Origin of the sequence: Mesorhizobium australicum WSM2073 (assembly GCF_000230995.2) — a bacterium.
Taxonomy (GTDB): domain Bacteria; phylum Pseudomonadota; class Alphaproteobacteria; order Rhizobiales; family Rhizobiaceae; genus Mesorhizobium; species Mesorhizobium australicum.
The window spans coordinates 55,438-81,104 of the sequence record NC_019973.1 but is presented as its reverse complement, the minus strand read 5'-3'; the positions used below and the strand labels follow the sequence as shown (position 1 = coordinate 81,104).

Here is a 25,667-nt window from a genome sequence, read left to right as displayed (position 1 = left end):
CCGTCAATCGCCCTCATCCTCATAGCCCACCAGATGCAGCGGGCGGGCGGCGATGCCTTCCAGTTCGCACCAGCGCACCAGCGCTTCCTCGCGGCCGTGCGTGACCCAGATTTCGGCGGCTCCGGTCTCCTTGATGGTGGCGGTGAGTTCGTCCCAGTCGGCATGATCCGAGATGATCAGCGGCAGTTCGACGCCGCCTTGCTTGGCGCGCTGGCGGATGCGCATCCAGCCCGACGCGAAGCACGAGATCGGATCGGGAAAGCGCCGCGCCCAGCGGTCGGCGAAGGCCGATGGCGGGCCGACCACGATGGCGCCGGCGAAATCTTGCTTGGCCCCGCTCTCCACGGTCGCCGGCTCGAGATCGCCGAGATCGATGCCCTGGCTCTGGTAATACGCGCTGAGCTTGGCCAGCGCGCCATGGATGTAGAGCGGCTTGTCGTAACCGGCGTCGCGCAACAGCCGCATCACGCGTTGCGCCTTGCCCAGCGCGTAAGCTCCGACCAGGTGCGAGCGCTCCGGGAATTGCGCCGCCGATTTCAGCAGCCGGGCGATCTCTTCCGTGTCTGGCGGATGGCGAAACACCGGCAGGCCGAAAGTCGCCTCGGTGATGAAGATGTCGCAGCGGATCGGCTCGAAGGGCGCGCAGGTCGCATCCTTCTGCCGCTTGTAGTCGCCGGAGGCGACGATGCGCCTGCCCTGGTGCTCGACCGATATCTGCGCCGAACCCAGCACATGGCCGGCCGGATGAAAGCTGACATCGACGCCGTTGAGGGCAATCGTCTCGCCGAGCCTGGCTGTCTGCGTCGTCCCCGCGAAATCCTCGCCGTAGCGAAGTCCCATGATGTCGAGCGTCTGCTGTGTCGCAAGCACCGAGCCGTGGCCGGAACGCGCATGGTCGGAATGGCCGTGCGTGATCAGCGCCCGGTTCACCGGCCGCACCGGGTCGATGAAGAAATCGCCCGGCGGGCAGTAGAGGCCTTCGGGCCGGGGATGAAGCAGGTCGCTGGCGCGCATGGTGCCAAGATAGGATATAATTCCGCCGCGGGAAGCCTGTTGGCCGAGACTGCTGACTCCCGGGCAAAGCCTGTCCAATTCAGTTCAGCTTCGGCATTCTTTGCTCTACAGATATGGGCGGCCGGCTCCCTGCAGGTGGAAACCATCATCATGAAACCGCTTCAGACCTCGTCGGGCGACCCGAACGCCGATCGCCGTGCGGACTATGCCGAAATGCTCGTTGCCTCCGGCGATCATGCCGCTGCCGCCGAGTTGCTGCTCGGCGGCCTGGAACTGGCGCCGCAATGGGCAATGGGCTGGTTTCGCCTGGGCGAGATGCAGGAGGCATCGGGCAGGCTCGACCTGGCGGCGCAGGCCTGGACGACGGCGTTGAAACTGGATCCGGCCGATCGCCAGGGCGCGGCTCTCAAATTGCAGCTGATCGGCAAAGGTCCGGTCTCCATGACGCCGCCCAGCGCCTTTGTCGAAACGCTGTTCGACCACTATGCCGAGACATTCGAGGACATGCTGGTAGGCAAGCTCGACTACCGGCTGCCCGAGGTGCTCGACGCGGCCATCCGCAAGGCAAGGCCGGGCCGCCTCCGCCTGGCGCTCGACCTGGGTTGCGGCACTGGGCTGATGGGCGAGAAGCTGAGGCCGATCGTCGACCGGCTGGAGGGGTTCGACATCTCGGCAAGGATGCTGAAGAAGGCGCGGGCAAAAGGCATCTACGACGCGCTGACGAAAGCGGATTTGCAGGATTTTTCCTATTCGGGCGACAGGGCCGATCTGGTGACGTCAGCCGACGTGCTGATCTACATCGGCGGCCTCGAAGGTCTGGTGGGAGTGGTCGCCGGCCTGCTCGCCGACGGTGGCCTGTTTGCCTTTTCAGTCGAGAGCCTGGCGGAAGGCGGTGGCGAGTTCGCGCTGCAGCCCTCCCGGCGCTACGCCCATTCGGATGGCTATGTCGTACGGACCCTCGAGGCCAACGGCCTCTCGGTCCTCGCGCTGGAGCCGACAACCATCCGCTGGGATCGCCGCGAGCCTGTCAAAGGCCTGGCCGTCGTGGCATGGAAAGCCGGTCCCCTGTGAGGGCAACTCTTTGCGCTGCTGCGAAAAAGTCCGATTTGCGTGCGCGACCGATATTTGCGATCTGGTCGCATCAGGGCGGGATATCAGGAGGAGCACTTCTATGCGCTGGAACGTGATGATTTTGGCGTCTTGCCTCGTAACCACCGGCTGCGTGGGCAATTCAGCGTCCGAGCGGCAGGACGCCAACGTCGAGTCCTCGCTGCAATATGACAGCGTGCCATGCGATCAGTTGCTGTCGCGGCGCAACGGATTGGCGCAGCAATATAGTCTCCCCACGACCGCCAAGCCGACTTTTTCCAATCCTGCCATGGGTTTTGGCCCGTTCACGCCCGACATGCGTTCCAAGGCTCAACGCGACAGCGACAAGGCGTCAGGCGAAATCGATGCCATGAACCGGTCGATCGATCGCCGCGACTGCGGCAAACCGGACAAGCAGAAGAAGTTCGCGCTGCCTGGCTGATGCGTGTTGCCCAAATGAAGCTCTCGGACTTCGGCGACCGCATCTGTATCCTGGGCCCGTCGAACAGCGGCAAGTCGACGCTTGCCGACGCGATCGCGCGCAAGCGTGGCCTGACACCCATTCATCTTGATCTGCTCTTTCACCTGCCCAACACGGATTGGCTGCAGCGTCCGAGGGACGAATTCATTGCCTTGCATGACGCAGCGATCGCCAGCGAACGGTGGGTGATGGACGGAAATTACTCGGTTTGCATGCCGCAACGCTTCCAGCGCGCGACCGGATTGATCCTGCTGGACATTTCCACCCCGGCAAGTCTGCTGCGCTATTTCAGGCGTACCTTGTTCGAGAAGGAGAGACGCGGAGCCTTGGAGGGTGGGCGCGACAGCACCAAATGGGACATGATCCACCACATTGCCGTGACCACGCCGAAAAACCGCTCAAGATACCGGGCGACGTTCGACCAAGTCAACCTGCCGAAGCTGCAACTGTCGTCGGTCCGGGCGATCAAGAAATGTTTTCAGGACTGGGATTTGGCCAGGTGACGAGGACGTCTGGCTAGAGCAATTCCAGGAAAAGTGCGTAGCGGTTTTCCGTCCGGAATTGCGTAAAAACAAAGAATTAGAGCGGGTCGGCGATTCCATAAAACGCTGAACCGCTCTAGTATCCTGCTTTGCGGTCCACCAGATTGTCGAGCCTTTCGCCGCGTTCGAAAGCGTCCATCTGGCGCAGCATGAGCGGCGCCAGATGGGCTGGATCGGAAGTCGCCGCGGCATGCGGCGTCACGAACACCTTCGGGTGGTTCCACAACGGGCTGGTCTTCGGCAGTGGTTCCACCTCGAACACGTCGAGGCTCGCCTCCTTCAGCGTGCCGTCATCCAGCGCGCGCACGATGTCGGCGTCCTTCTGCAGGCGGCCGCGTCCGGCATTGATCAGCACCGAGCCGCCGAGGCCGTTGCGTTTCCTCAATTCCTTCAGCACGCCGTAGTTGACGATGCCTTGCGTGTCCGGCGTCAGCGGCAGAAGCACGACCAGAATGTCGGTGGCGTTGAGGAATGGGATCAGCCCGGCTTCGCCGCCATACGTCGCCACCGCTTCCATTGGCCGGTCCGTGCGCGACCAGCCATTGACCGCAAAGCCCAGCGACAGCAGCGCCGAGGCTGCCGCGCGGCCGAGACTGCCAAGTCCCATGATGCCGACGGAAATGTCACCGGCCGGCCTCTGCTGTGGCTCGTGCCAGATCTTCTTTGGCTGCTGCGACCGGTAGAGCAGGCCCTGGCGATGGTGATCGAGCACCCGCCAGACGACGTACTCGGTCATGTACTGGGTGAGGTTGTCGGCGACGACCTTGACGATCGGCACGTCGGGCAGGCCGGGATCGGCGAAGATATGGTCGACGCCGGCGCCGATCGAGAAGATGGCGCGCAGATTGGGCAGCGACGACATCAAATTGGGCTTCTGCTTCCACACCACCGCATAGGTGATCGAGGGATCCTTGGGGCCGTCCGGTTCCAGCACCACCTCGCGCTCGGCCGACAGCAGGTCGCGCCAGCGCTGCGGATGAAAGCCGGTGACGGCAAGCAGGATGCGGCCTTTTTCCATCGCGGTTCGTTCAGTCCTTCCTTGTGCGGATCACTCGCTGACCACGCCTGTCGGCGCTGTCTCGATCTTGAAAGCGGCCGAGATCAGAGCCCGAGTATAGTCGGTTTGCGGATTTCCAAAAATCTGTTCGGAAGGGCCGGCTTCGACGATCTGGCCGTTGCGCATGACGATGACGTCATTGGCCAGCGCCCGGATGACCTTGAGGTCGTGGCTGATGAAAAGATAGGCGAGGTCGTGCTTGGCCTGCAAATTGCGCAGGAGATCGACGACCTGTGCCTGCACGCTCATGTCGAGCGCCGATGTCGGCTCGTCCAGCATGACGAAGCGCGGGTTGAGCACCATGGCGCGGGCGATGGCGACACGTTGGCGCTGGCCGCCGGAAAACTCGTGCGGATAGCGGTTGCGGGTCGCCGGATCGAGCCCGACTTCCTTCAGCACGGCGGCCACCTTGTCGTCGCGCTCGTCGGGCGACAGCTTTGGCTCGTGGATCTTAAGCCCTTCCTCGATGATCTCGGCGATCGACATGCGCGGGCTGAGCGAGCCGAACGGATCCTGGAAGACGATCTGCAATTCGCGCCTGAGCGGTCGCATGGCGTTGAAGGTGAGCTGGTTGATGTCTCGGCCGTTGAACTGGATCGTCCCGGTCGACGAGATCATGCGCGCCAGTGCCAGGCCGAGCGTCGTCTTGCCCGAACCGGATTCGCCGACCACGCCCAGCGTCTGGCCGGCGCGCACGGTGACGTCGATGCCGTCGACCGCCTTCACATGATCGATCGTGCGCCGGAAGAACCCCTGCTTGATCGGAAACCAGACCTTGATGTCCTTGCCGGTCATGACAGGCTTGGCGTCGGCATTGGCGGCCGGCGGCTTGCCTTTCGGCTCGGCGGCCAGAAGATGGCGCGTATAGGGGTGCTGAGGGTTGGCGAAGATGTCCTTGGTCGGTCCGGTCTCGACGATCTTGCCCTTGGTCATCACGCAGACCCGGTCGGCGATCTTGCGCACGATGCCGAGGTCATGGGTGATGAACAGCATCGACATGCCCTTGCGGCTTTTGAGGCCCGCGAGCAGTTCGAGGATCTGTGCCTGCACCGTGACGTCGAGCGCGGTCGTCGGCTCGTCCGCGATTAACAGTTCCGGCTCGTTGGCGAGCGCCATGGCGATCATGACGCGCTGGCGCTGGCCGCCGGACAGCTGATGCGGATAGGCGTCCAGACGCTTCTGCGGATCGCGGATGCCGACCTCATTGAGCAGGGCCAACGTGCGCGCCTTGGCCGGACGGTCGCCCATGCCTTGATGCAGCTTCAGGATTTCGACGATCTGGTGCTCGATCGTGTGCAACGGATTGAGCGAGGTCATCGGCTCCTGGAAGATCATGGTGATCTTGTTGCCGCGCACCTGGCGCAATTGCTTCTCGCTCATGGCGAGCAGGTCGGCACCCTGAAACAGGATCTTGCCCGAGGGGTGGCTGGCGCTGGGATAGGGCAGCAGCTTCAGCACCGACAGCGCCGAGACCGATTTGCCGGAGCCGGATTCGCCGACCAGCGCCACCGTCTCGCCCCTGGCGATGTCGAACGAAATGTGGTCGACGGCGACTGACTGGCCGCCGCCCTGGCTGAAGGCGACGCTGAGGTCCTGCACGCTGAGCAAGGGAGCATCGCTCATTTGAACGTCTTGCGCGGATCGAAGGCGTCGCGCGTCGCCTCGCCGACAAATACCAGCAGCGACAGCATCAGCGAGATGACGACGAAGCCGGAAATGCCGAGCCAAGGCGCGTTGAGATTGCGCTGCGCCTGCTTGAGCAGTTCACCGAGCGAGGCGGAGCCGGGCGGCAGGCCGAAGCCGAGATAGTCTAGCGAGGTCAGCGTCGAGATCGAGCCGCTCAGCAAAAAGGGCAGGAAGGTCAATGTCGCCACCATGGCGTTGGGCAGCAGATGCCGGAACATGATGGTGCGGTTGGGCACGCCGAGCGCGCGCGCCGCGTTGACATATTCGAAGTTGCGGGCGCGCAGGAACTCCGCCCGCACCACCCCGACCAGCGCCACCCAGGAAAACAGCAGCATCAGGCCGAGCAGGATGAAGAAGCCCGGCGGCAGGATGGCGGCGACGATGAGCAGCAGATAGAGCACGGGAATGGCCGACCAGATCTCGATGAAGCGCTGGAACAGGAGATCGGTCCAGCCGCCGAAATAGCCCTGCAAGGCACCGGCGCCGACGCCGATCAGCGCCGAACCCGCGGTCAGGATCAGGCCGAACAGCACCGAAATGCGGAAGCCGTAAATGACGCGCGCCAGCACGTCGCGCGCCTGGTCGTCGGTGCCGAACCAGTTCCAGTTGCCGACATTGCAGGCCGGGTCATCGGCTCCTCGTGGATATTGGTTGCAGCGCGTCTTGGCGTCATATTCCCATGATGGCTTGGCCGGTGCTGCTTCCGGAATGGCGTTGTTGACGGTCTGGTAGGAATAGCGGATCGGCGGCCAGATCATCCAGCCATGGGCGTTGATCTCGTCCTGGATGACCGGGTCGCGATAATCCGTGACGGCATAGAAACCGCCGAATTTTTCCTCGGGATACGCAACCATCACCGGGAAAAGGATCTCGCCCTTGTAGGAAGCGATGATCGGCTTGTCGTTGGCGATGAATTCGGCAAACAGCGACAGCACGAACAGGACGAGGAAAATCCACAGCGACCAGTAGCCGCGCCGGTTGGCTTTGAAATTCTGCAGGCGGCGCTTGTTGAGCGGCGACAGGAACGGCCGTGGGAGCCGCTCCGGCAAGACACCGGCGGTTACGCTTGCCTCCGACATCAGATGTCTCTCCGCTCGAAATCGATGCGCGGATCGACCCAGGTGTACATCAGGTCGGACAGGAGCCCGACGAACAGGCCAAGCAGCGAGAAGATATAAAGGTTGGCGAACACCACCGGATAGTCGCGCTCGACCACGGACCGGAAGCCGAGCAGGCCGAGCCCGTCGAGCGAAAAGATGTTCTCGATCAGCAGCGATCCCGTGAAGAAGGCCGAGATGAAGGCACCCGGGAAGCCGGCGATGACGATCAGCATGGCGTTGCGGAAAACGTGCCCATAAAGCACCTGCCGTTCCGACAGGCCCTTGGCGCGCGCCGTCACCACATACTGCTTGCGGATTTCCTCCAGGAAGGAGTTCTTGGTCAAAAGCGTGGTCGTTGCGAAGGCCGACAACACCAGCGCCGTCAGCGGCAGCGTCATGTGCCAGAAATAATCGACGATCTTGGCCGGCCACGACAATTGGTCCCAATTGTCCGAGACGATGCCGCGCAACGGGAACCAGTCCCAGAACGAGCCGCCGGCGAACAGCACCATCAAAAGGATGCCGAACAGGAAGCCTGGAATGGCATAGCCGACGATGACGACCCCACTGGTCCAGACGTCGAAGGGCGTGCCGTCCTTCACCGCCTTGCGAATGCCGAGCGGGATCGAGATCAGATAGGACAACAAGGTGATCCAGAGCCCGATCGAAATCGATACGGGCATCTTTTCCAGGATCAGGTCGAGCACCGAGATATCGCGGAAATAGCTGTTGCCGAAATCGAACCTGGCATAATTCCACAGCATCATGCCGAAGCGCTCGAGCGGCGGCTTGTCGAAACCGAACTGCTTCTCCAGCTTCTTGATGAATTCCGGATCGAGGCCCTGGGCGCCGCGATATTTCGAGCTGACATCGCCGGCGACGTCGAAATTGGAGCCGCCTGCATCGCCGCCGCCACCGCCGAGGCGGTCGCTGCCGCCCTGGTTGGTCAGCTTGGCGATGACCTGCTCGACCGGCCCGCCAGGCGCGAACTGGATGACGGCGAACGATATCGCCATGATGCCGAACAGGGTCGGGATCATCAAAAGGATGCGGCGCAGTATATAGGCGCCCATCAGGCCTTCTGCCCTCGTGGGACTGACATCTCAGCCTTTGCCAATTTTTGCCGCCTTGCCTTTATCGAACCACCACAGCGTCTCGACCGGAAAGCCGAAATCGGGCTTTTGTTCGGGAAAGCCGAACATGTCCCAATAGGCAACGCGATGATTCGCCAGGAACCAACTAGGAATCCAATCGCATCGCGCACGCAAGACCCGGTCGAGCGCCCGCATCGCCACGGTCAGGTTTTCACGGTCCTTTGCCGCGCCCACGGCATTGATCAGCGTGTCGACAGCGGGATCGGAGATACCCGGCAAGTTGCGGGAGCCGGAGACGCCGGCGGTGCTCGAATGGAAGAAGACTTCGAGATCATCCCGAGTCGGCGTCGCGCTGAACGAAAAGGCAGCAGACAAGAGGTCGAAGTCGAAACTCGCCTGCCTGGACTGGTATTGCGCCGAATCCACCAACCGTATCGTGGCGTCGATGCCGATCGCCTTCATGTTGGCGACCCAGGGCGAATAGACCTGGACGAAGGTGTCGTCATCGACCATGAACTCGGCTGAAAGCCGGCCCCCCTTGTCGTTAACGACAAAGTCGCCTGATCGCTTCCACCCAGCGGCGGACAGAAGTTTTGCCGCTTGGCCAAGCAGCTTGCGGTCGCGACCGGAGCCGTCGGACGCGGGCTGGGTCACTGCCTCGCCGAAGACCTCTGCCGGCAACTGGCTTCGCAGCGGCTCCAGCAGAGCCAGTTCTTGCGGCGACGGTGTCCCTTCGGCGCGAAAGTCCGATTTCTCGAAGCAGGATTGCGAACGCTCGTACGAGCCGTAGAAAAAGTTGCGGCGCGTCCACTCGAAATCGAAACATAGCGCGAGCGCCCGCCTCACCCTAGGGTCGCGAAACTGCTCTCGCCGCTGATTGACCGCGGTGGCCTGCATCGAGGGTCGCTTTTCGGCCGGGAATTCATGCTTGGCCACTTTGCCCGCGGTCATTGCAGGGAAGTCATAGGCGGTGGCCCAAACGCGTGACACGAATTCCTCGCGATAAGTGATCTCACCCTTCTTGAAGGCTTCGAATCCGGCGTTGCGGTTCTGGTAGAACTCGATGCGGATACGATCGAAATTGTTCTGGCCGCGATTGAACGCGAGGTCACGACCCCAATAGTCCGCCACCCGATCGTACTCGATCCATGCGCCGGCCGAGAAACGCCCGACCTTGTAGGCGCCGGAGCCGAGGGGCGGGTTCAATTGCGAGGAATCGAAGGGATTTGCCGTGTAGAAGGCCTTGGACAGGATCGGGAATTCCACCACGTTGAGCACGGTCCGGGCGGATTGCTTGCCGGAAAAAGTAAGCCGCAGTGTGCGGTCATCGACGGCAACGGCATCGACCATGTGCGTCAGCGACAGCGATAGCTCGGGATGGCCCTTCTCCTTATAGAGCTTGAAGGTGAAGGCAGCATCCTGCGCCGTCAGCGGCGTGCCGTCATGGAAACGCGCCTCGGGTCGAAGCGAGAAGGTGAAGCCATTGCGGTCGTCGGAGAGCGTCACGCCATCCGCGATCTGGCCATAGACCGCGTCAGGTTCATCGAGCGCCCGCACCATCAGCGCGTCGAAACACATCTCCATGCGTGGCGGCGCATCGCCCTTGTTGGCGAAGGAGTTCAGCGTGTTGAAAGTCTGCGTATCCTGGTTGTAACCCCAATTCGGCGGCGAGAAATTGAAGATGCCGCCCTTGGGCGCATCGACTTTGACATAGTCGAAATGCGGGAAATCAGGCTTGTATTTGAGGTCGCCGAAGGCGGAAAGGCCGTGCAGCTTGGTGCCGGTCGCAACGTTTGCAAAGGCTTTGCCCGGCATCAGCGCTGCTGCAGCGGCAGCGCCACCCAAAGCCAGGAAATCGCGGCGGGGCAGGGCCGCCATCAATTCAGACCCTTGTACTTGGCCGCCAGCGCAGCTTCTTTCTTAGGATCAATCCACCAGGAATCGAGATCCGGGCCCAGGTAAGTCGGCTGGTTTTCCGGAATGCCGAACTTGTCCCAATAGGCCAGCCAGACCACGGACCGGGTGAATTGCGGGACGAGATAAAAATTCCACAACAAAACGCGGTCGAGTGCATGGGTAGCGGCGAGCAGGTCGTCACGATCAGTCGCGAAGATAACGCGCTCAACCAGTGCATCCACCACCGGATTCTTGATCCCCGAGTAATTTCGCGAGCCCGGCGTATCGGCAGCCTTTGAACTCCAGAATTCACGTTGCTCGTTGCCCGGCGAATCCGATTGCGACAGCCGAGACGTTATCATGTCGTAGTCGAAATCATTGAGTCGAGCGATGTATTGGCTGGTATCGACGATCCTGAACGACGCAGCGACCCCGATCTTTCGCAACATGGTCACGAACGGATTGACGGTTGTTTCGGCGCCTTGATCGAACCCCAGAATCTCGATGGTGAAAGGCTCCCCGCTTTTCTCATTGGTCATCTGGCCATTCTGGATTCTCCAGCCGGCTGCCGCAAACAGGTCGATCGCTTTGCGTAAATTCTGCCGCTCCGCCTGCGGGCTATCGAAGACCGGAGGTTTGAATTCCTGGGTAAACAGTTCCGGCGGCAGTTTGTCCTTATATGGATTGAGTATCTCCAGTTCCTTGCCTTGCGGAAGGCCGCTTGAGGCAAGGTCACTGCCCATGAAATAGCTGTTGGCACGGGTGTTGAGACCGAAGGACTGGGTGCGGTTCAAGGTTTCAAAATCGAAGGCATAGCCGAGCGCCTCGCGCACGCGTCGATCCTGGAACTTCGCGCGACGCGTGTTCATGATGAAGCCTTGCATCGAAGCGAGGGACGTTGCCTTGAATTCCCGCTTGATCACGTCGCCGGCTCCGAGAGCCGGAAAATTGTAGCGCGTCATCCATAGGCGCGCGCTGTTTTCAGAGTGGATGTCTTCGTACCCGCCCTTGGTGAAAGCTTGCCACGCGGCATTGTCGTCGAGAATGTAAGTATAGCGTCGAACATCGATATTGTTGCGTCCAACATTGATGCCGAGATCGGCCGCCCAAAAGTCGGGAACCCGCCGCCAGACGACTTCCGAGCCGGGTTTGAAGCTCTCGATCTGGTAGGGGCCAGAGCCGAGCGGGATCTCGAGACTTGGCTTGGTGATATCACGCTTTTTTCCGCTGGCGTCGGTGCCTTCCCACCAGTGTTTCGGCAGCACTACGACGTCCGCCATAATCAGCGGCAGCTCCCGATTTCCCTTTTGATTGAACCGAAATTCCACTTCCCGATCAGACACCGCGACAGCGTCGGTGACGTTGGCGAAATAATGGTTGAACTGCGGGCTTTCCTTTTTGAGGAAGTTGAATGACCAAACCACGTCATCCGCGGTGATCGGTTGGCCATCATGCCATCTGGCACGCGGGTCGAGTCGGTAAGTCGCGGATGAAAAATCAGCCGGATACTTATAGGCTTCGGCGATCTCGGGGTGATTGACGCTACCCTCGTCTAGGGATTTGGCCATCAGCGACTGGTAGAGCAGCCCACCCTGATAGTTCAATCCCGCGGCGGGGGTGCCGCGTGCGATGAACGGGTTGAAACTATCGAAGGTGCCGAGTTCCACCGAATTCAGCGTTCCGCCTTTCGGCGCGTTTGGATTGACGTAGTCATAGTGCTGGAAGTTGGCGCCATATTTGGAGTCGCCGATCAGCGATGAGGTGGTCCGCCACTCGTCAGCCCGGGTCGCCTGCAACCCCGCCGCCAGCAGGGCCACGACCAGCATCGACCTCAGAAGCGTTCGGCCAACCGTCATGCATTATCCTCTCGCTATGCGTGCCAGCTCATCCAGAAGGGCGATCCTAGATGATTTGACGCTCATGAAAACCGCCATGCGCGGCTTTGTCGCCGCATCAGGCATTTTCCCAACAAAAAGCCGGGCTGAACCCGGCTTTTTCAAGATCGTCGCGATAATAATCAGGTTATTTAGCGGGCGCCGGTGCAGCAGGAGCTGGTGCTGCCGGAGCGGCAGGTGCCGCAGGCTTGGCCGGTGCGGCGCCGTCGGCCGGCTTCGCCGGGGCGGCTCCATCGGCCGGCTTGGCGGGCGCGGAGGCGTCTGCGGCGGCGCCCGGTGCTGGCAGCGGCTTGGGATTGTCCGACAGCGTGCGCAAATAGGCGATAACGTTGGCACGGTCCTCGTCCTTGGGCAGGCCGGCAAAGCCCATGGCCGTTCCCTTCACGAATTTCTTTGGCGAGGTGATGAAGTGGTTGATGTTGTCATAGGTCCACTTCTCCGTGCCGCCCTTGGAGAATTCCTTCATGCCGGCCGAATAGGCGAAGCCTTCATGTTCGGCGACCGGGCGGTCGACGAGGTCCCACAGATCGGGGCCGACCTTGTTTGGGCCGCCCTTTTCGCCGGAATGGCAGGCCTGGCACTTCTTGAACACGGCGGCACCCGCCTCGACATTGGCGGTGGCCAGCAGATCGGCGATCGGCTTGGCCGCGGCGGCCGGCGTTGCAGGGCCGCCCTCTGCCGGCTCGGCGGCCTCGATGGCGAAGCCTGGTTTTTCCGGAGCGGGCGAGGCAAACAGCGCGTCAGACACCAGGCCGACGGAGAAAACGACGAAAACGGTTCCGAGCAATCCGGCGAGCAGCTTGTTGACTTCGTTGGAATCCATACGCCCCTTGCTCCCTTTTCCGGCGGACTGATCCGTCCACTCCGTCCGTCGGTATCGAGACCAGCCCTCCAGAGCCGGTCAAATCGGGCGGAAACTAGGTCTTTTGCTCGGGCGTTGCAACACCTATAAGGGCGCTTCCAGTGAGACCTTTTGCCACTTTTCCCCTCCTCTTTTCGAACGCCTTGCCAGACCGATGTCCACCTTGATCCTGATCCCGGCCCGCATGGCCTCGACACGCCTGCCGGGCAAGCCGCTGGCCGACATATCGGGCGCGCCGATGATCGTTCATGTGGCGCGCCGCGCGGCCGAGGCCGGGCTTGGCCGGGTGGTGGTGGCGACCGACACGCAAAGCGTGGCCGAAGCGGTGCGGGCGCATGGTTTCGAGGCCGTGATGACGCGCATGGATCATGAGTCGGGTTCGGATCGCATCCACGAGGCGTTGATCGCTCTTGATCCCTTGGGCAAGGTCGAAACGATCGTCAATGTGCAGGGCGACCTGCCGACCATCGATCCCGGCATCATCGCAGCCTCGCTCAAGCCGTTCGACGACCCTTCGGTGGATATCGCCACGCTCGGCGTCGAGATCGTCCGCGAGGGGGAAAAGACCAATCCTAACGTCGTCAAGATCGTCGGGTCGCCGCTCACCGGCACGCGGTTGCGGGCGCTTTACTTCACCCGCGCCACGGCACCCTGGGGCGAGGGGCCGCTCTATCACCATGTCGGCCTCTACGCCTATCGACGCGCGGCACTCGAGCGTTTCGTCGCGCTGAAGCCGTCGCCGCTTGAGCGCCGCGAGCGGCTGGAGCAGCTGCGGGCCCTGGAAGCCGGCATGCGCATCGACGCCGAGATCGTGCAGTCGCTGCCGCTTGGCGTCGACACCCCTGAAGACCTGGACCGTGCCAGGCAAATCCTTTCCAACTGAGATATCAGCATGCCTGAAAAGACCAATAGAATATCCTTCCAGGGCGAGCCCGGCGCCAATTCCGACACCGCCAGCCGCAACGTCTATCCCTCTATGGAGCCGTTGCCGTGCCCGACCTTCGAGGACGCGTTCAATGCCGTGGAGACCGGCAAGGCCGATCTTGCCATGATCCCGATCGAGAACACCATCGCCGGGCGCGTCGCCGACATCCACCACCTTCTGCCGGAATCGAAGCTGCACATCGTCGGCGAATATTTCCTGCCGATCCATTTCCAGCTGATGGTGCTGCCGGGCGTCAGGCGCGACGAGATCAAGACCGTGCACACCCACATCCACGCCCTCGGCCAATGCCGCAAATACATCCGCAAGAACGGGTGGAAGGGAGTGGTCGCCGGCGACACGGCGGGCGCCGCCAAGATGGTCTCCGAGGTCAAGGACCGCACCATGGCCGCGCTGTCGCCGGCGCTGGCAGCGACGCTCTACGGGCTCGACATCATCGAGGAGAATGTCGAGGACACCGACAGCAACGTCACCCGCTTCGTCGTCCTGACCAAAAGCAAGCAATGGGCCGAGCGCCCGTCACCCGACGTCAAGATGATGACGACCTTCATCTTTCGCGTCCGTAACGTGCCGGCCGCGCTCTACAAGGCCATGGGCGGCTTCGCCACCAACGGCATCAACATGACAAAGCTGGAAAGCTACCAGCTCGGCGCCTTCACGGCGACGCTGTTCTACGCCGACATCGAGGGCCACCCCGACGATCCGCTGGTCAAGCTGGCGCTCGACGAGCTGCGGTTCTTCTCGCGCGAAGTGCGGATCCTCGGTGTCTATCCAGCGAGCGAGTCACGCGAGCAGTGGAAGGTGGCGGATTGAGCTACCAGCCCAACGGCACGTAGTCGATCTCCATGAAGGTCTCGACTTCCGGCACCCAGCGGTCGCGCACGAAGGCGACATGGTCGGGATGGTCGTTGTACCTGGTGTAGGCGGCCTGGTCGGCGAACTCCATCGAGAAGCCGAACTGATAGTCGTTCTTCGGGCTGACCTGCCGCAATTGCTCGAAATGCGTGACGCCCCGGATCGCCGAGAGGATTTTCCTGGCGTCGACGAGGAACCGCTTTTCCTCCAGCGAATGCGGTGGGTGCTTCAGCGTGAAGACGACGGTGTGACGGATCATTTGTCTCTCCTGCAATGACTTCGATATTCGTTATTCGCTGTCGACCCAGGCGCGGATGAGGTGGTGCGCGATGGCGCCTTTCGGCGGCGTGACCAGATTGTCGGGGTGCGTTCGGTCCAGCATCAGGCGCACCTCGTCGCGCAAAAACCAGCGGCAGTCCTCCAGTTCGTCGAGATCGGCCTGGATGTCCTCGTTGAGCGGCTCGCCGAAGCATCCGATCATCAGCGAATAGGGGAACGGCCAGGGCTGGCTGGCGTGGTAGACGACGCGGCCGAGCCGGATGCCCGCCTCCTCCAGCGTTTCGCGGCGCACCGCCGCCTCGATCGTCTCGCCCGGCTCGATGAAGCCGGCAAGCGCCGAATACATGCCCGGCGCGAAATGCCGGCCGCGCCCGAGCAGGCATTTCTCCCGCGTCGTCGTCAGCATGATCGCCACCGGGTCGGTGCGCGGAAAATGCTCGGTGCCGCAATTGGGGCAATGCCGCTTGTAGCCGCCTGCCCGCATCTGCGATTGGGTGCCGCATTTGCTGCAGAAGCGGTGACTGGCGTGCCAGGCAAGCAGGGCGGCGCCCTGCGCCACCGCGCCGGCGGCGGCCTCGTCGATCAGCCCTTGCATATAGACGGAGCGGTAATCGATCGCCTTGACGGTTTCGGGCAGCTGTTCAGCATCGATGCCCGCCAGCACCGCCAGCACCGGCCCCTGTTCGGAAAAGCCGAGCAGCACGCCCTGGTCGACCGAAGGGCTGAAGGGCTCGCTTTCGGCGATGCCGAACCATGGGTCGAGGCGGCCGCCCTCGCCGGGCTTCAGCAGGAGCCTGCCGCCATTCATCAACAGCAGCCGCGTCGTCGGGTCGGCCAGCGCCTTGTCGACCGAATCGTCGGCGCGGTTCTCGGATTGCCGGTCGATCGTGTTGCCGGCAAAGCCGACGAACTGGCTCGGCTCGCGCACGGGCGCGTCAAACAGGCGGAAGGTCATGTGGACTCTGGTGTTGGGGATGGACATGCTTGGGATGGACACGGCAAGGCTTATAGCGCTGCCCTTATCGTTTCGGCAAACCGGCGCAGGTCGGAACGCTGATAGGGCTCGCGCAGGCCATGCCCCCAGACTGGGCCGGGCCAGCCGGGATCGCCCTCGGACCGTGCGATGATGTGGACATGCAGTTGGCGCACGATGTTGCCGAGCGCACCGGTGTTGATCTTGGTGCAGCCGCTCACCTTCTTCAGCGCCTGCGCCACCATATTGGTCTCGAAGGTCAGCATCGCCTGGTCGAGCGGCGTCATGTCGTGGATCTCCTCCGCGCCCGGCCGCTGCGGGACCAGGAGCAGCCATGGCCAACGGCGGTCGTTCATCACCCGCAATTCGCACAGCCCCAGCCACATCAATTGCTCGCTGTCGGCCTCCAGCCGGGCATCCAGCGTGAATCCGGCCTTCAGGCCCGGCAGCATCGGCGTTTCCCTTGCTTTTCTTGGTTTCCTCAAACCATGAACGCTAGAGCGGCTGCACCGGTGCTGCAAGCGAATCTGGTGGTCCGCGGTGCCGATTTGCCTGCGCACTTGCATTTCGTCGCGCAATTGCCGATATGGACAGCGGGAGGTTGGTGGTGGACGATCCACTCGCCAACCGGGTCAGGTCCGGAAGGAAGCAGCCCTAACGAGCCCGGAACGGGTCATTGTTCCAGCCTCCCACCTCATCGGCCCTCCTCGCGACATTGACGACGCATTGCAGCGCGGGCGAGACTATGCGCAGGAATCGGCGCCTGTGGGCGCGGCCTTTTGGAGCTTAACGGGCGAATGAGCGAAGCCGGAAATTCGGGCCCCGATAGTCTGGCGACGGGCAAGGCCGCCGCGTATCGCGTGCTGGCGCGCAAATACCGTCCGTCGAATTTTTCCGAACTCGTCGGCCAGGAGCCGATGGTGCGCACCCTCACCAATGCCTTTGCCACCGGCCGCATTGCCCAGGCCTGGATGCTGACCGGTGTGCGCGGCGTCGGCAAGACCACCACCGCGCGCATTTTGGCGCGTGCCCTGAACTATAAAACCGCCACCACGGATCAGCCCTCGGTCGACCTCGCCGTGCTTGGCGAGCACTGTCAGGCGATCATGGAAGGCCGCCATGTCGACGTCATCGAGATGGACGCCGCTTCGCACACCGGCATCGACGACATCAGGGACATCATCGAGCGCGTGCGCTACGCGCCGGTCTCGGCCCGCTACAAGGTCTACATCATCGACGAAGTGCACATGCTGTCGACGCAGGCCTTCAATGGCCTGCTGAAGACGCTGGAGGAGCCGCCGCCGCACGTCAAGTTCATCTTCGCTACCACCGAGATCCGCAAGGTTCCGATCACCGTCCTGTCGCGCTGCCAGCGATTCGACCTGAGGCGCATCGACGCCGGCGCGCTCGTCTCGCATCTCTCCTCGATCGCCGGCAAGGAAGGCATTTCGGTCGACGACGACGCGCTGGCGATGATCGCGCGCGCGGCGGAAGGTTCCGCCCGCGATTCGCTCTCCATTCTCGACCAGGCGATCGCCCATGGCGCCGGCTCGGTCAGCGCCGAGGCCGTGCGCGCCATGCTGGGGCTGGCCGACCGCGCCCGTATCGTCGATCTGTTCGAACATGTGATGAAGGGCGATGTGGCGGCAGCGCTTGGGGAGTTTCGCGCGCAATACGATACCGGCGCCGATCCGGCCGCCGTGCTCACCGATCTTGCCGAGTTCAACCATCTCGTCACCAGACTGCGCTTCGTGCCGACCGCGATGGACGATGCCTCGCTGTCGCAGGACGAGCGTCAGCGCGGTGCCGATTTCGCCCGGGCGTTGTCGGTCAGGGTGCTGTCGCGGACCTGGCAGATGCTGCTCAAGGGCATTCCCGAGGTGCAGTCCTCCAACAGGCCGGTCAGTGCCGCCGAAATGGTGTTGATCCGGCTGGCGCATGCCGCCGACCTCCCGACATTGGACGAGGCGCTGAGATCGCTGGAGAGCGGCGCCTCGGCAACTGGCGCCGCGCCGCGCCCGAACGGCGCGCCGATGAGCCCCGGCCCCGTGAATCCCGGCAATGGCGCCAGCGCCGTGGCGCAGGCGCGCATGCCTGGCGGCTCGGGCGGCGCGCAGACCATGCGGCTGGTCGAGGCCACGCCTACTCCGACTGCCTTCGTCGCGCCTCCGCAACCGGCGCCGGAGGTGCAAACCGTACCGCTGAAATCGCTGGCCGACATCGTTGCCCTTGCCGACGCGAAACGCGACATCGCCTTCAAGGTGCTGATCAAGAGCTGCATTCGTCTTGTGCGCATCGAACCGGGCCGCATCGACGTAAGCCTGACCGACGATGCGCCCAAGATGCTGCTCAACGACCTGACGACCAAGCTGCGCGCCTGGACCGGCCGCCACTGGCTGGTGTCGCTGTCGAAGGAGGAGGGCGGCCAGACGCTGGCCGAGATGGAATCGACGAAGCGTGAAAACGCTTTCCTCGATGCCAGGAACGACCCGACCGTGGCCTCCATCCTGGCCCGCTTTCCCGGCGCCAAGATCATCGATGTGCGCATTCCCGACACGCCCGACGCCGACGCGAGCGAGGCCGAAATGCCGGTCGAGCCGCCGGCCGATGACGACGAACCCTGATATCCAGCACTAATCCGCAAAGGATCGGACCATGAAAGATCTTCTCGGCCTGATGGGCAAGGCGAAGGAAATGCAGGCCAAGTTCCAGGCCATGCAGGATGAGATTGCGACGGTCGAAGCCCTCGGCCAGGCTGGCGGCGGCCTGGTCAGCGTCACGCTGAGCGGAAAATTCGATATCAAGTCGCTGAAGATCGACCCGTCCTTGTTCAAGGAGGACGACGTCGAAATCCTCGAGGATTTGATTCTTGCCGCGCACAATGACGCCAAGGCCAAGGTCGAGCAGATCATGCAGGAAAAGACCAAGGCGCTGACCGCCGGCCTGCCCATTCCCCCGGGAATGAAACTGCCTTTCTGATGCACGTCGCCCAAAGCATGCCCACGGGCTCGACCCTGAGGGTGGGCAGGCAACGATATGCATGAAAGCAGAGACCGGCGCCCATGATCGACGAGCCGTCCGAAAGACTAATCGAGCAGCGTATCCGCAACAGGATCTACGAGATTCTGGAAATCCTCGCCGATTGCGACGCCGGTGTCGATCTCGTCGGCATCAAGGGCTACTTCAACCTGTTCGAGGATTTCGTGCATCGGCCGTCGATCGAGGCCGGCACGTCGGCGCTTTCAAGGGACGAACGCGCGATCGTGCTGGAAATCGCCGAATTCCTGGAGGCGGCCTCCGAAACAAATCCTGATTTCACCAAGGCCGAGTTCATCGACAGCGACTGGCCGGGCAAGATCGCGCCGACGGCCAGGGAGGCGCGGGCGCTGTTTCTCAGGCGCGGCCTGTTTTCAGAGAAGATCGAAGAGATCGAGCCCGGCCGGCCGACAGCAATCGCCGCCGGGCAATAGGCCGTTTTGGAACGCATGGCGCGGTCTTGCCGGGAAAAGCACTTGGCGTTTCCCCAAGGGAATTGCGGCAAAACGAAGAGAGAACGGTCATCATCCATGTGAAACGATGGCTCGATCTATCTGGAAAGCCTCGATTTTGTGTCAATTCGGCAACAGTATGCCGTTAATAACGTTTTGGCCATCATTTTGCCCGAAAGTGTCTCATTCTTGCCGCAGCCTGGGGGCGGGCGTTGAAGTGAGAGGGTTACCTGTTGATCGCGATGCGATGGAAGACGCCGCTGTTGCTCGGCGTCATTACGTCTCCCCTTTTCTTGGCCGCTTGCAGCCAGACAACCTCGCACGGCATGTCCGTCGCCAGCCTGACCGACGCCATCACGCCGAGCTTTCTGAGTTCGCGCGCCTACAGTCACACGCCGAAGGACAGGGAATGCCTGGAACGGGCGATGTTCTTCGAATCCAACCGGTCGAGCCGCGACGGCATGATCGCGGTCGGCACGGTGGTGATGAACCGGCTGCGCTCGGGCAACCATGGCAGCACCATCTGCCAAGTGGTCGGTGAGCCCGGGCAATTCGCGCCGGGCGTCATGACCAGATCGATGAATTCGCGCGCAATGCCCGATGTCGAAGAGGCCGCCGACGCCGTGCTCAAGGGCGAGCGCAAGACCAAGCTCAAGAACACGATGTATTTCCACACCGCCGGCCTGCGCTTCCCCTACAAGAACATGCACTACACCATGGTAGCCGGCGGCAACGCCTTCTACGAGAAGCGCGGCCGCAACTGGCAGCCGCTGCCGGATGAGCCGATGATTGCCTCGGCCGAGCAGCCGGCGGCGTTGCCGGGGGTACCCGCGACACGGGTCGCATCCATCGAGACAGTGCGCCCGGCCAAGGCATCAGTTCGCAACGCTCCAGCCCAGCAAGTCTACATGACCGCCGCGGCGGAACCGGCGGCCAAGCCGGAGCCCGTCCGTACCGCCCCCGCGCAGCAGACCTATCTGACCGCAGCCGCGGCGCCGACGGCAAAATCCGCGCGGGTCTCGGCGAAGCCGGTGGAAGTTGCCATGCAGGAGCCGATGGAAGAGCCGGATGCCGCCCGTTTTGGCGGAACCCTGAACAGCGGAACCTCGAACAAACGGGTCATCTCCTCGATCCAGGACGCTCCACAGGAAGCCTCGATGGGATTCCAGTCGACGCCTGAAAACACCGATGCCATAGGCGCGATGATTGTCAGCCAGGGCCGCCCGCTCGAAACAAACTAATTCTCGCATGGCAGCATGGCGAACCGTGCGTCGACGGGGGATGTTTCAAAGCGCTCTGAAAAATCCTAGATCAGAGCGATGTCCAAGCGAATCGCCGGTCCCGAGATCGAACGCCTGATCCAGCTCCTGGCCAAGGTGCCGGGGCTTGGCCCCCGTTCGGCCAGGCGCGCCGCGCTGCACCTGATTAAGAAGAAGGAACAGCTGCTCTCGCCGCTGGCCGCCGCCATGGGCGAGGCCGCCGACAAGGTGCGCATCTGCTCGACCTGCGGCAATGTCGACACCTCGGACCCCTGCATGATCTGCACGGACCCACGCCGCGATGCCGCCACCCTGATCATCGTCGAGGACGTCTCTGATCTCTGGGCGCTGGAGCGGGCGGCGGCGATGAACGTGCGCTACCATGTGCTCGGCGGCACGCTGTCGCCGCTCGACGGCATCGGCCCGGACCAGCTCAACATCCGCTCGCTGATCGATCGCGTCGCCGGCGGCGAAATCAAGGAAATCATCCTCGCCGTCAACGCGACGGTCGAGGGCCAGACCACGGCGCATTACCTGACCGATCAATTGTCCGGTTTCGAGGTGAAGATAACACGGCTGGCTCATGGCGTGCCGGTCGGTGGCGAACTCGACTATCTCGACGAGGGAACGCTTGCCGCGGCGCTGCGGTCCAGGACGGCGTTTTGACGTTATTGGTGGGGAAGGTGCATTCTATGGCCGTCATTCACCTGTCTGTGCCAGGCACCCCCCTCTGTCCTGCCGGACATCTCCCCCGCAAGGGGGGAGATTGGCAGCTTCGGCGTCGGCGAACTCCTTTCAACGTTGGTGATTGGCGAAAGCCGAGCCGACAGCCGATCTCCCCCCTTGCGGGGGAGATGTCCGGCAGGACAGAGGGGGGTGCGACGGAACGCGACTTTCGCAAATTCAGCCTTGCATTTTTTCTGGCTGCTCTAGTGGGGATGGTCCTCACCGTCCCCACCCACGCCGCCCCCATTGACGACCAGTTCCGCGCCTGGCTGCAAAACGACCTCTGGCCGGAAGCCAAAACCAAAGGCATTTCCAAAAACACCTTCGACGCCGCCTTCAGCGGCGTGAAGCCGAACCTCAAACTCCCCGACCTTGTCATGCCGGGCGAGAAGCCGAAGACGCCGCAGAAGCAGCATCAGGCCGAGTTCGGATCGCCCGGCGCCTATTTCGCCGAGAAGACGGTTCGTGCGGTGACATCGGGTGGACGCGCCCGCGAAGCCGCCAACGCCCGCACGCTTGCCTCGATCGAGAAGCGCTATGGCGTGCCGGGCGAAATCCTTCTGGCGATCTGGGGCCGCGAAACCGGCTTCGGCGCGGCGAAGATGCCCTACGACGCCTTCGAGGTGCTGGGCACCAAGGCATTCATGTCGACGAAAAAGGATTTCTTCCGCACAGAACTGCTGGCGGCGCTGGAAATCGTCGAGCGTGGGCTGGCGCCGGTCGGCGCGATGAAATCGTCCTGGGCCGGCGCGCTCGGCCAGCCGCAATTCATGCCGACCTCGTTGCTCAAGCATGCCGTCGATTTCGACGGCGACGGCCGCGTCGACATCTGGAATTCGACGCCCGATGTGCTGGCCTCGATCGCCAATTATCTTGTCCACTACGGCTGGGTGAGGGGACGCAGCTGGGGTTTCGAGGTGATGGTGCCCCAGAGCGTCTCCTGTTCGCTGGAGGGCCCGGACCAAGGCAAAAAGATTGCACAATGGGCTGCCATGGGCGTCGAGCGCGTCGGCGGCAAGGCGTTCCCGGCAAGCGAGCTGAAGGCGGAAGGTTTCCTGCTGATGCCGGCCGGGCGCAGCGGTCCGGCCTTCATCGCGACCCCCAATTTCTACGTGCTGAAGGAATACAACACCAGCGACCTCTATGCGCTGTTCATCGGCCATGGCGCCGACCGCATCGCCCATGGCGATCAGAATTTTACCGGTGGCTGGGGTCCGGTCGGCGATCTCCACCGGTCCGATATCGCCGCCCTGCAGCGTGCCTTGGAAGCCAAGGGCTACGATGTCGGCAGCGCCGACGGCCTGCCTGGCTTCAAGACCCGCCGCTCGATCGGTAGATGGCAGGAAAAGAATGGCCAGGCCGCCACCTGTTTTCCCGATGCCGGCCTCGTCGCGGCGCTGAAATAGCTCCGAATTTAGCAGATTTTTTCTCGATCGGTGCCTCGATTGGCTGATGTATGCGTCGACACGCCCGCCCGCCATTCTGGTCCAATGAACCGTCGCATAAATGCTCGTTGCCCACCGCTGGGCCGCCGGATATGCTGTTGACCAACTGGACAAAAACCACGACGTTAGTGGGGCAGAGGCTCTCGTCGAGCCTTGAAAGAACACCGTAACCCTGAGCCGGGAACTCAGGTCAACCAACAACAAAACAGGGAACAATCATCATGATGATGGAAAAGCTTGCTCTACGATCCCGTATCCTGCTTGCGGGCGCCGCCATGTCGGCGCTGCTTCTGGCCGGAGCGCCGGCTGGCGCGGTCACCCCCGCCGATACGCTTGTCGAAGGTTTTGCCATCGACGACATCATCTCGATGGATCCGGGCGAGGCGTTCGAGCTGTCGACCGCCGAAGTCACCGGCAACACCTATGATCTTCTTGTCCGCCTCGACCTCAGCGACACTTCCAAGGTCAAGCCCGATCTCGCCGAAAGCTGGACCGTCTCCGACGATGGCCTGACCTATACGTTCAAGCTCAAGCCGGGCCTGAAATTTGCCTCCGGCAACCCGATCACCGCCGCCGATGTCGCCTGGTCGTTCGAGCGCGCCGTCAAGCTGGACAAGAGCCCAGCCTTCATCATCGACCAGTTCGGCATCAGCGGCGACAACGTCACCGAGAAGGCCAAGGCGGTCGACGACACAACCTTCCAGTTCACCGTCGACAAGGCCTATGCGCCAAGTTTCGTGCTGAACTGCCTGTCGGCCACCGTCGCTTCCATTGTCGACGCCAAGCTGGTCAAGGAACATGTCGCGGCGGTGACGCCGAGCGCCGACTACAAATGGGACAACGACTTCGGCAACGCTTGGCTGAAGACAGGCTATGCCGGCTCGGGCGTCTACAAGCTGCGTGAATGGCGTGCCAACGAGGCGGTCGTCATGGAGCGCAACGACAATTATTACGGCGAAAAGGCCAAGCTCGCCCGCGTCATCTACCGCAACATGAAGGAAAGCTCGGCGCAGCGCCTGGCGCTCGAAGCCGGCGACATCGACGTTGCCCGCAACCTCGAGCCGAACGACCTCGACGCCATCGCCAAGAATGCCGACCTCACCACCACCAGCGCGCCGAAAGGCACCGTCTACTACATCAGCCTCAACCAGAAGAACCCGAACCTCTCCAAGCCCGAGGTCCGCCAGGCCTTCAAATACCTGGTCGACTATGATGCCTTGAGCACGACCATCCTCAAGGGCATCGGCGAGATCCACCAGACGTTCCTGCCCAAGGGCGTTCTGGGCGAACTGGACGAGAACCCGTTCAAGCTCGATGTCGCCAAGGCCAAGGAGCTGCTGGCCAAGGCCGGCCTGCCCGACGGCTTCAGCGTAACCATGGACGTGCGCACCGGCCAGCCGACCACCGGCATGGCGGAATCCATCCAGCAGACGCTCGGCCAAGCCGGCATCAAGCTGGAGATCATCCCCGGCGACGGCAAGCAGACGCTGACCAAATACCGTGCCCGCAACCACGACATCTATATCGGCCAGTGGGGCCAGGACTATTTCGATCCGAACTCCAATGCCCAGACCTTTGCCTCGAACCCGGACAATTCGGATGCTGGCAAGTCGAAGACGCTGGCATGGCGCAATGCCTGGGACATTCCGGACCTGACCAAGCAGACGGAAGCAGCCCTGCTCGAGAAGGATTCTGGCAAGCGCGCCGACATGTACAAGGATCTCGAAAAGAAGATCCTCGACACCAGCCCCTTCGTCGTCATCCACCAGCAGTTGGAAGTCGCCGGTCTGCGCAAGAACCTCAAGGGCTTCGCGCTTGGTCCGAGCTTCGACACCAACTTCGTCGGGCCGGTCTCCAAGGAATAGCGTTCGCGGACACGCCCGCATGAGCGCGATTGAAAACGAGGGCGGGCGCGGCAGCGCCCGCGCCGTAGCCCTTGCATCTTCGCTTGGCCGATTCCTGGTCATTGCGGTGACGACCTATCTTGGTCTTCTCGCGGTCACCTTCTTCATTGGCCGTGTCATCCCGATCGACCCGGTGCTGGCCGTTCTCGGCGACCGGGCACCCGCCAATGTCGTGGAGCGCACGCGCCGCGAGATGGGTCTCGACCTGCCGTTGATCGAGCAGTTCTACATCTATGTGAAACATGCGCTGAGCGGCGATTTCGGCACCTCGGTGCTGACCACCAACCCTGTCATGACCGATATCCGCCGCGCCCTTCCGGCAACCACGGAACTGGCGACATTCGGGACACTGATCGGCGCGCTGTTCGGTGTGCCGCTCGGGGTGCTGGCCGCGGTCAAACGCGGCAGCTTCGTCGATCAGGTCGTGCGCATCATCGGCCTGATCGGCTATTCCGTACCTATCTTCTGGCTGGGTCTGCTGGCCCTGGTGCTGTTCTACGCGAAGCTGCAATGGGTGGCCTTCCCTGCACGGCTCGACGTCGTCTACGAATACACTTTCACGCCGATCACCGGTTTCTACCTGCTCGACTCCGCGATGCAGGGACAGTGGGACGTCTTTTACGACGCCTTTCGTCACATCATCCTGCCGGCCTCGCTGCTCGGCTATTTCTCGCTGGCCTATATCAGCCGCATGACGCGCTCGTTCATGCTCAACGAACTCGCCCAGGAATATGTCGTCGCCGCGCGCGCCAAGGGCCTGTCGGAAACCCGCATCATCTGGGGCCACGCCCTGCGCAATGCCGCCGTGCCGATGGTGACCGTGATCGCGTTGTCCTATGCCGGGCTGCTCGAGGGCTCGGTGCTGACCGAGACCGTCTTCTCCTGGCCGGGCATCGGCCTCTACATCACCAACTCGCTGCAGAACGCCGACATGAACGCCGTTCTCGGCGGTACCATCGTCATCGGCTCGGTGTTCATCGCCATCAATCTTCTGTCCGACCTGCTCTACCGTGTGCTCGACCCGAGGACGAAGACAGGATGAGTAGAGGTACTGCACTTTCGGGCTTGGCTGCCGCTAA

General features: G+C 62.5%; 24 protein-coding genes and 1 other RNA gene. 14 read left to right on the top strand and 11 right to left on the bottom strand.

What is annotated here, in order from left to right:
* Window positions 1-3: 3 nt before the first annotated feature.
* Window positions 4-1,014, bottom strand: a complete 1,011-nt coding sequence (locus MESAU_RS00380) for a ligase-associated DNA damage response exonuclease (protein ID WP_015314062.1) — start codon at window positions 1,012-1,014, stop codon at window positions 4-6.
* 150 nt (window positions 1,015-1,164) lie between these two features.
* On the opposite strand from MESAU_RS00380, the gene MESAU_RS00375 reads away from it, so the two are divergent.
* The 3 genes from MESAU_RS00375 (at window position 1,165) to MESAU_RS00365 (ending at window position 3,087) form a co-directional block, all read left to right on the top strand.
* Complete coding sequence (locus MESAU_RS00375) at window positions 1,165-2,085, top strand: class I SAM-dependent methyltransferase (protein WP_015314061.1); 921 nt, start codon at window positions 1,165-1,167, stop codon at window positions 2,083-2,085.
* 100 nt (window positions 2,086-2,185) lie between these two features.
* A complete protein-coding gene (locus MESAU_RS00370; protein ID WP_015314060.1) occupies window positions 2,186-2,545 on the top strand; it encodes a hypothetical protein in 360 nt (119 codons plus the stop codon).
* Between the two features lie 14 nt (window positions 2,546-2,559).
* Window positions 2,560-3,087 (top strand): P-loop NTPase family protein, encoded by a 528-nt coding sequence (locus tag MESAU_RS00365; protein WP_041163236.1) that lies wholly within the window; start codon window positions 2,560-2,562, stop codon window positions 3,085-3,087.
* Between the two features lie 115 nt (window positions 3,088-3,202).
* Here MESAU_RS00365 and MESAU_RS00360 read toward each other — a convergent pair whose 3' ends face one another.
* The 7 genes from MESAU_RS00360 to MESAU_RS00330 all read right to left on the bottom strand — a co-directional run bounded on the left by MESAU_RS00360 (window position 3,203) and on the right by MESAU_RS00330 (window position 12,677).
* Window positions 3,203-4,144: a 2-hydroxyacid dehydrogenase gene (locus MESAU_RS00360; RefSeq protein WP_015314058.1), complete on the bottom strand. Its 942-nt coding sequence runs from the start codon at window positions 4,142-4,144 to the stop codon at window positions 3,203-3,205.
* A 30-nt stretch (window positions 4,145-4,174) separates the two neighbouring features.
* Entirely contained in the window at window positions 4,175-5,806 is a 1,632-nt protein-coding gene (locus MESAU_RS00355) for an ABC transporter ATP-binding protein (RefSeq protein WP_015314057.1), read from the bottom strand.
* Window positions 5,803-6,948: an ABC transporter permease gene (locus MESAU_RS00350; protein ID WP_015314056.1), complete on the bottom strand. Its 1,146-nt coding sequence runs from the start codon at window positions 6,946-6,948 to the stop codon at window positions 5,803-5,805. Before MESAU_RS00350 ends, MESAU_RS00355 begins: the two co-directional genes overlap by 4 nt.
* On the bottom strand, window positions 6,948-8,042 hold the full coding sequence (locus MESAU_RS00345) for a microcin C ABC transporter permease YejB (protein ID WP_015314055.1): 1,095 nt from the start codon (window positions 8,040-8,042) through the stop codon (window positions 6,948-6,950). Before MESAU_RS00345 ends, MESAU_RS00350 begins: the two co-directional genes overlap by 1 nt.
* A gap of 30 nt (window positions 8,043-8,072) precedes the next feature.
* Complete coding sequence (locus MESAU_RS00340; protein WP_015314054.1) at window positions 8,073-9,941, bottom strand: extracellular solute-binding protein; 1,869 nt, start codon at window positions 9,939-9,941, stop codon at window positions 8,073-8,075.
* Entirely contained in the window at window positions 9,941-11,815 is a 1,875-nt protein-coding gene (locus MESAU_RS00335; protein WP_015314053.1) for an extracellular solute-binding protein, read from the bottom strand. The genes MESAU_RS00340 and MESAU_RS00335 overlap by 1 nt, the downstream gene beginning before the upstream one ends.
* A gap of 166 nt (window positions 11,816-11,981) precedes the next feature.
* The gene (locus MESAU_RS00330) at window positions 11,982-12,677 is read right to left on the bottom strand and encodes a c-type cytochrome (RefSeq protein ID WP_015314052.1); all 696 of its coding nucleotides are present in this window, start codon (window positions 12,675-12,677) and stop codon (window positions 11,982-11,984) included.
* A gap of 193 nt (window positions 12,678-12,870) precedes the next feature.
* Here MESAU_RS00330 and MESAU_RS00325 point away from each other — a divergent pair, with 193 nt between their 5' ends.
* Window positions 12,871-13,599: a 3-deoxy-manno-octulosonate cytidylyltransferase gene (locus tag MESAU_RS00325; protein WP_015314051.1), complete on the top strand. Its 729-nt coding sequence runs from the start codon at window positions 12,871-12,873 to the stop codon at window positions 13,597-13,599.
* Between the two features lie 9 nt (window positions 13,600-13,608).
* A complete protein-coding gene (locus MESAU_RS00320; RefSeq protein WP_015314050.1) occupies window positions 13,609-14,472 on the top strand; it encodes a prephenate dehydratase in 864 nt (287 codons plus the stop codon).
* A 1-nt stretch (window position 14,473) separates the two neighbouring features.
* Here the strand turns inward: MESAU_RS00320 and MESAU_RS00315 are convergent, their stop codons facing one another.
* From MESAU_RS00315 to MESAU_RS00305, 3 genes are read right to left on the bottom strand one after another with little or no spacing between them, the layout of a single operon-like run.
* Window positions 14,474-14,773: a Dabb family protein gene (locus MESAU_RS00315; protein ID WP_015314049.1), complete on the bottom strand. Its 300-nt coding sequence runs from the start codon at window positions 14,771-14,773 to the stop codon at window positions 14,474-14,476.
* Between the two features lie 30 nt (window positions 14,774-14,803).
* Entirely contained in the window at window positions 14,804-15,748 is a 945-nt protein-coding gene (gene nudC, locus MESAU_RS00310) for an NAD(+) diphosphatase (RefSeq protein ID WP_015314048.1), read from the bottom strand.
* Between the two features lie 50 nt (window positions 15,749-15,798).
* A complete protein-coding gene (locus MESAU_RS00305; RefSeq protein ID WP_015314047.1) occupies window positions 15,799-16,218 on the bottom strand; it encodes an HIT domain-containing protein in 420 nt (139 codons plus the stop codon).
* A 144-nt stretch (window positions 16,219-16,362) separates the two neighbouring features.
* On the opposite strand from MESAU_RS00305, the gene ffs reads away from it, so the two are divergent.
* The 9 genes from ffs to MESAU_RS00265 all read left to right on the top strand — a co-directional run bounded on the left by ffs (window position 16,363) and on the right by MESAU_RS00265 (window position 25,630).
* An RNA gene (ffs, locus tag MESAU_RS29730) (signal recognition particle sRNA small type) lies at window positions 16,363-16,459 on the top strand.
* Between the two features lie 104 nt (window positions 16,460-16,563).
* Complete coding sequence (locus tag MESAU_RS00300; RefSeq protein ID WP_015314046.1) at window positions 16,564-18,390, top strand: DNA polymerase III subunit gamma/tau; 1,827 nt, start codon at window positions 16,564-16,566, stop codon at window positions 18,388-18,390.
* 31 nt (window positions 18,391-18,421) lie between these two features.
* Entirely contained in the window at window positions 18,422-18,745 is a 324-nt protein-coding gene (locus MESAU_RS00295) for a YbaB/EbfC family nucleoid-associated protein (protein WP_015314045.1), read from the top strand.
* Between the two features lie 83 nt (window positions 18,746-18,828).
* The gene (locus MESAU_RS00290) at window positions 18,829-19,236 is read left to right on the top strand and encodes a hypothetical protein (RefSeq protein WP_015314044.1); all 408 of its coding nucleotides are present in this window, start codon (window positions 18,829-18,831) and stop codon (window positions 19,234-19,236) included.
* 251 nt (window positions 19,237-19,487) lie between these two features.
* Window positions 19,488-20,495 carry a cell wall hydrolase gene (locus tag MESAU_RS00285; protein WP_015314043.1) on the top strand — a complete coding sequence of 336 codons (1,008 nt, stop codon included), beginning with the start codon at window positions 19,488-19,490 and terminating at the stop codon, window positions 20,493-20,495.
* Between the two features lie 78 nt (window positions 20,496-20,573).
* Window positions 20,574-21,179: a recombination mediator RecR gene (gene recR / locus MESAU_RS00280; protein WP_015314042.1), complete on the top strand. Its 606-nt coding sequence runs from the start codon at window positions 20,574-20,576 to the stop codon at window positions 21,177-21,179.
* Between the two features lie 188 nt (window positions 21,180-21,367).
* Window positions 21,368-22,645, top strand: coding sequence for a lytic murein transglycosylase (locus MESAU_RS00275; RefSeq protein ID WP_015314041.1), 1,278 nt, complete (start codon window positions 21,368-21,370; stop codon window positions 22,643-22,645).
* A 260-nt stretch (window positions 22,646-22,905) separates the two neighbouring features.
* Entirely contained in the window at window positions 22,906-24,549 is a 1,644-nt protein-coding gene (locus MESAU_RS00270; RefSeq protein WP_015314040.1) for an ABC transporter substrate-binding protein, read from the top strand.
* A gap of 19 nt (window positions 24,550-24,568) precedes the next feature.
* On the top strand, window positions 24,569-25,630 hold the full coding sequence (locus MESAU_RS00265; RefSeq protein ID WP_015314039.1) for an ABC transporter permease: 1,062 nt from the start codon (window positions 24,569-24,571) through the stop codon (window positions 25,628-25,630).
* The last annotated feature ends 37 nt before the right edge of the window (window positions 25,631-25,667 follow it).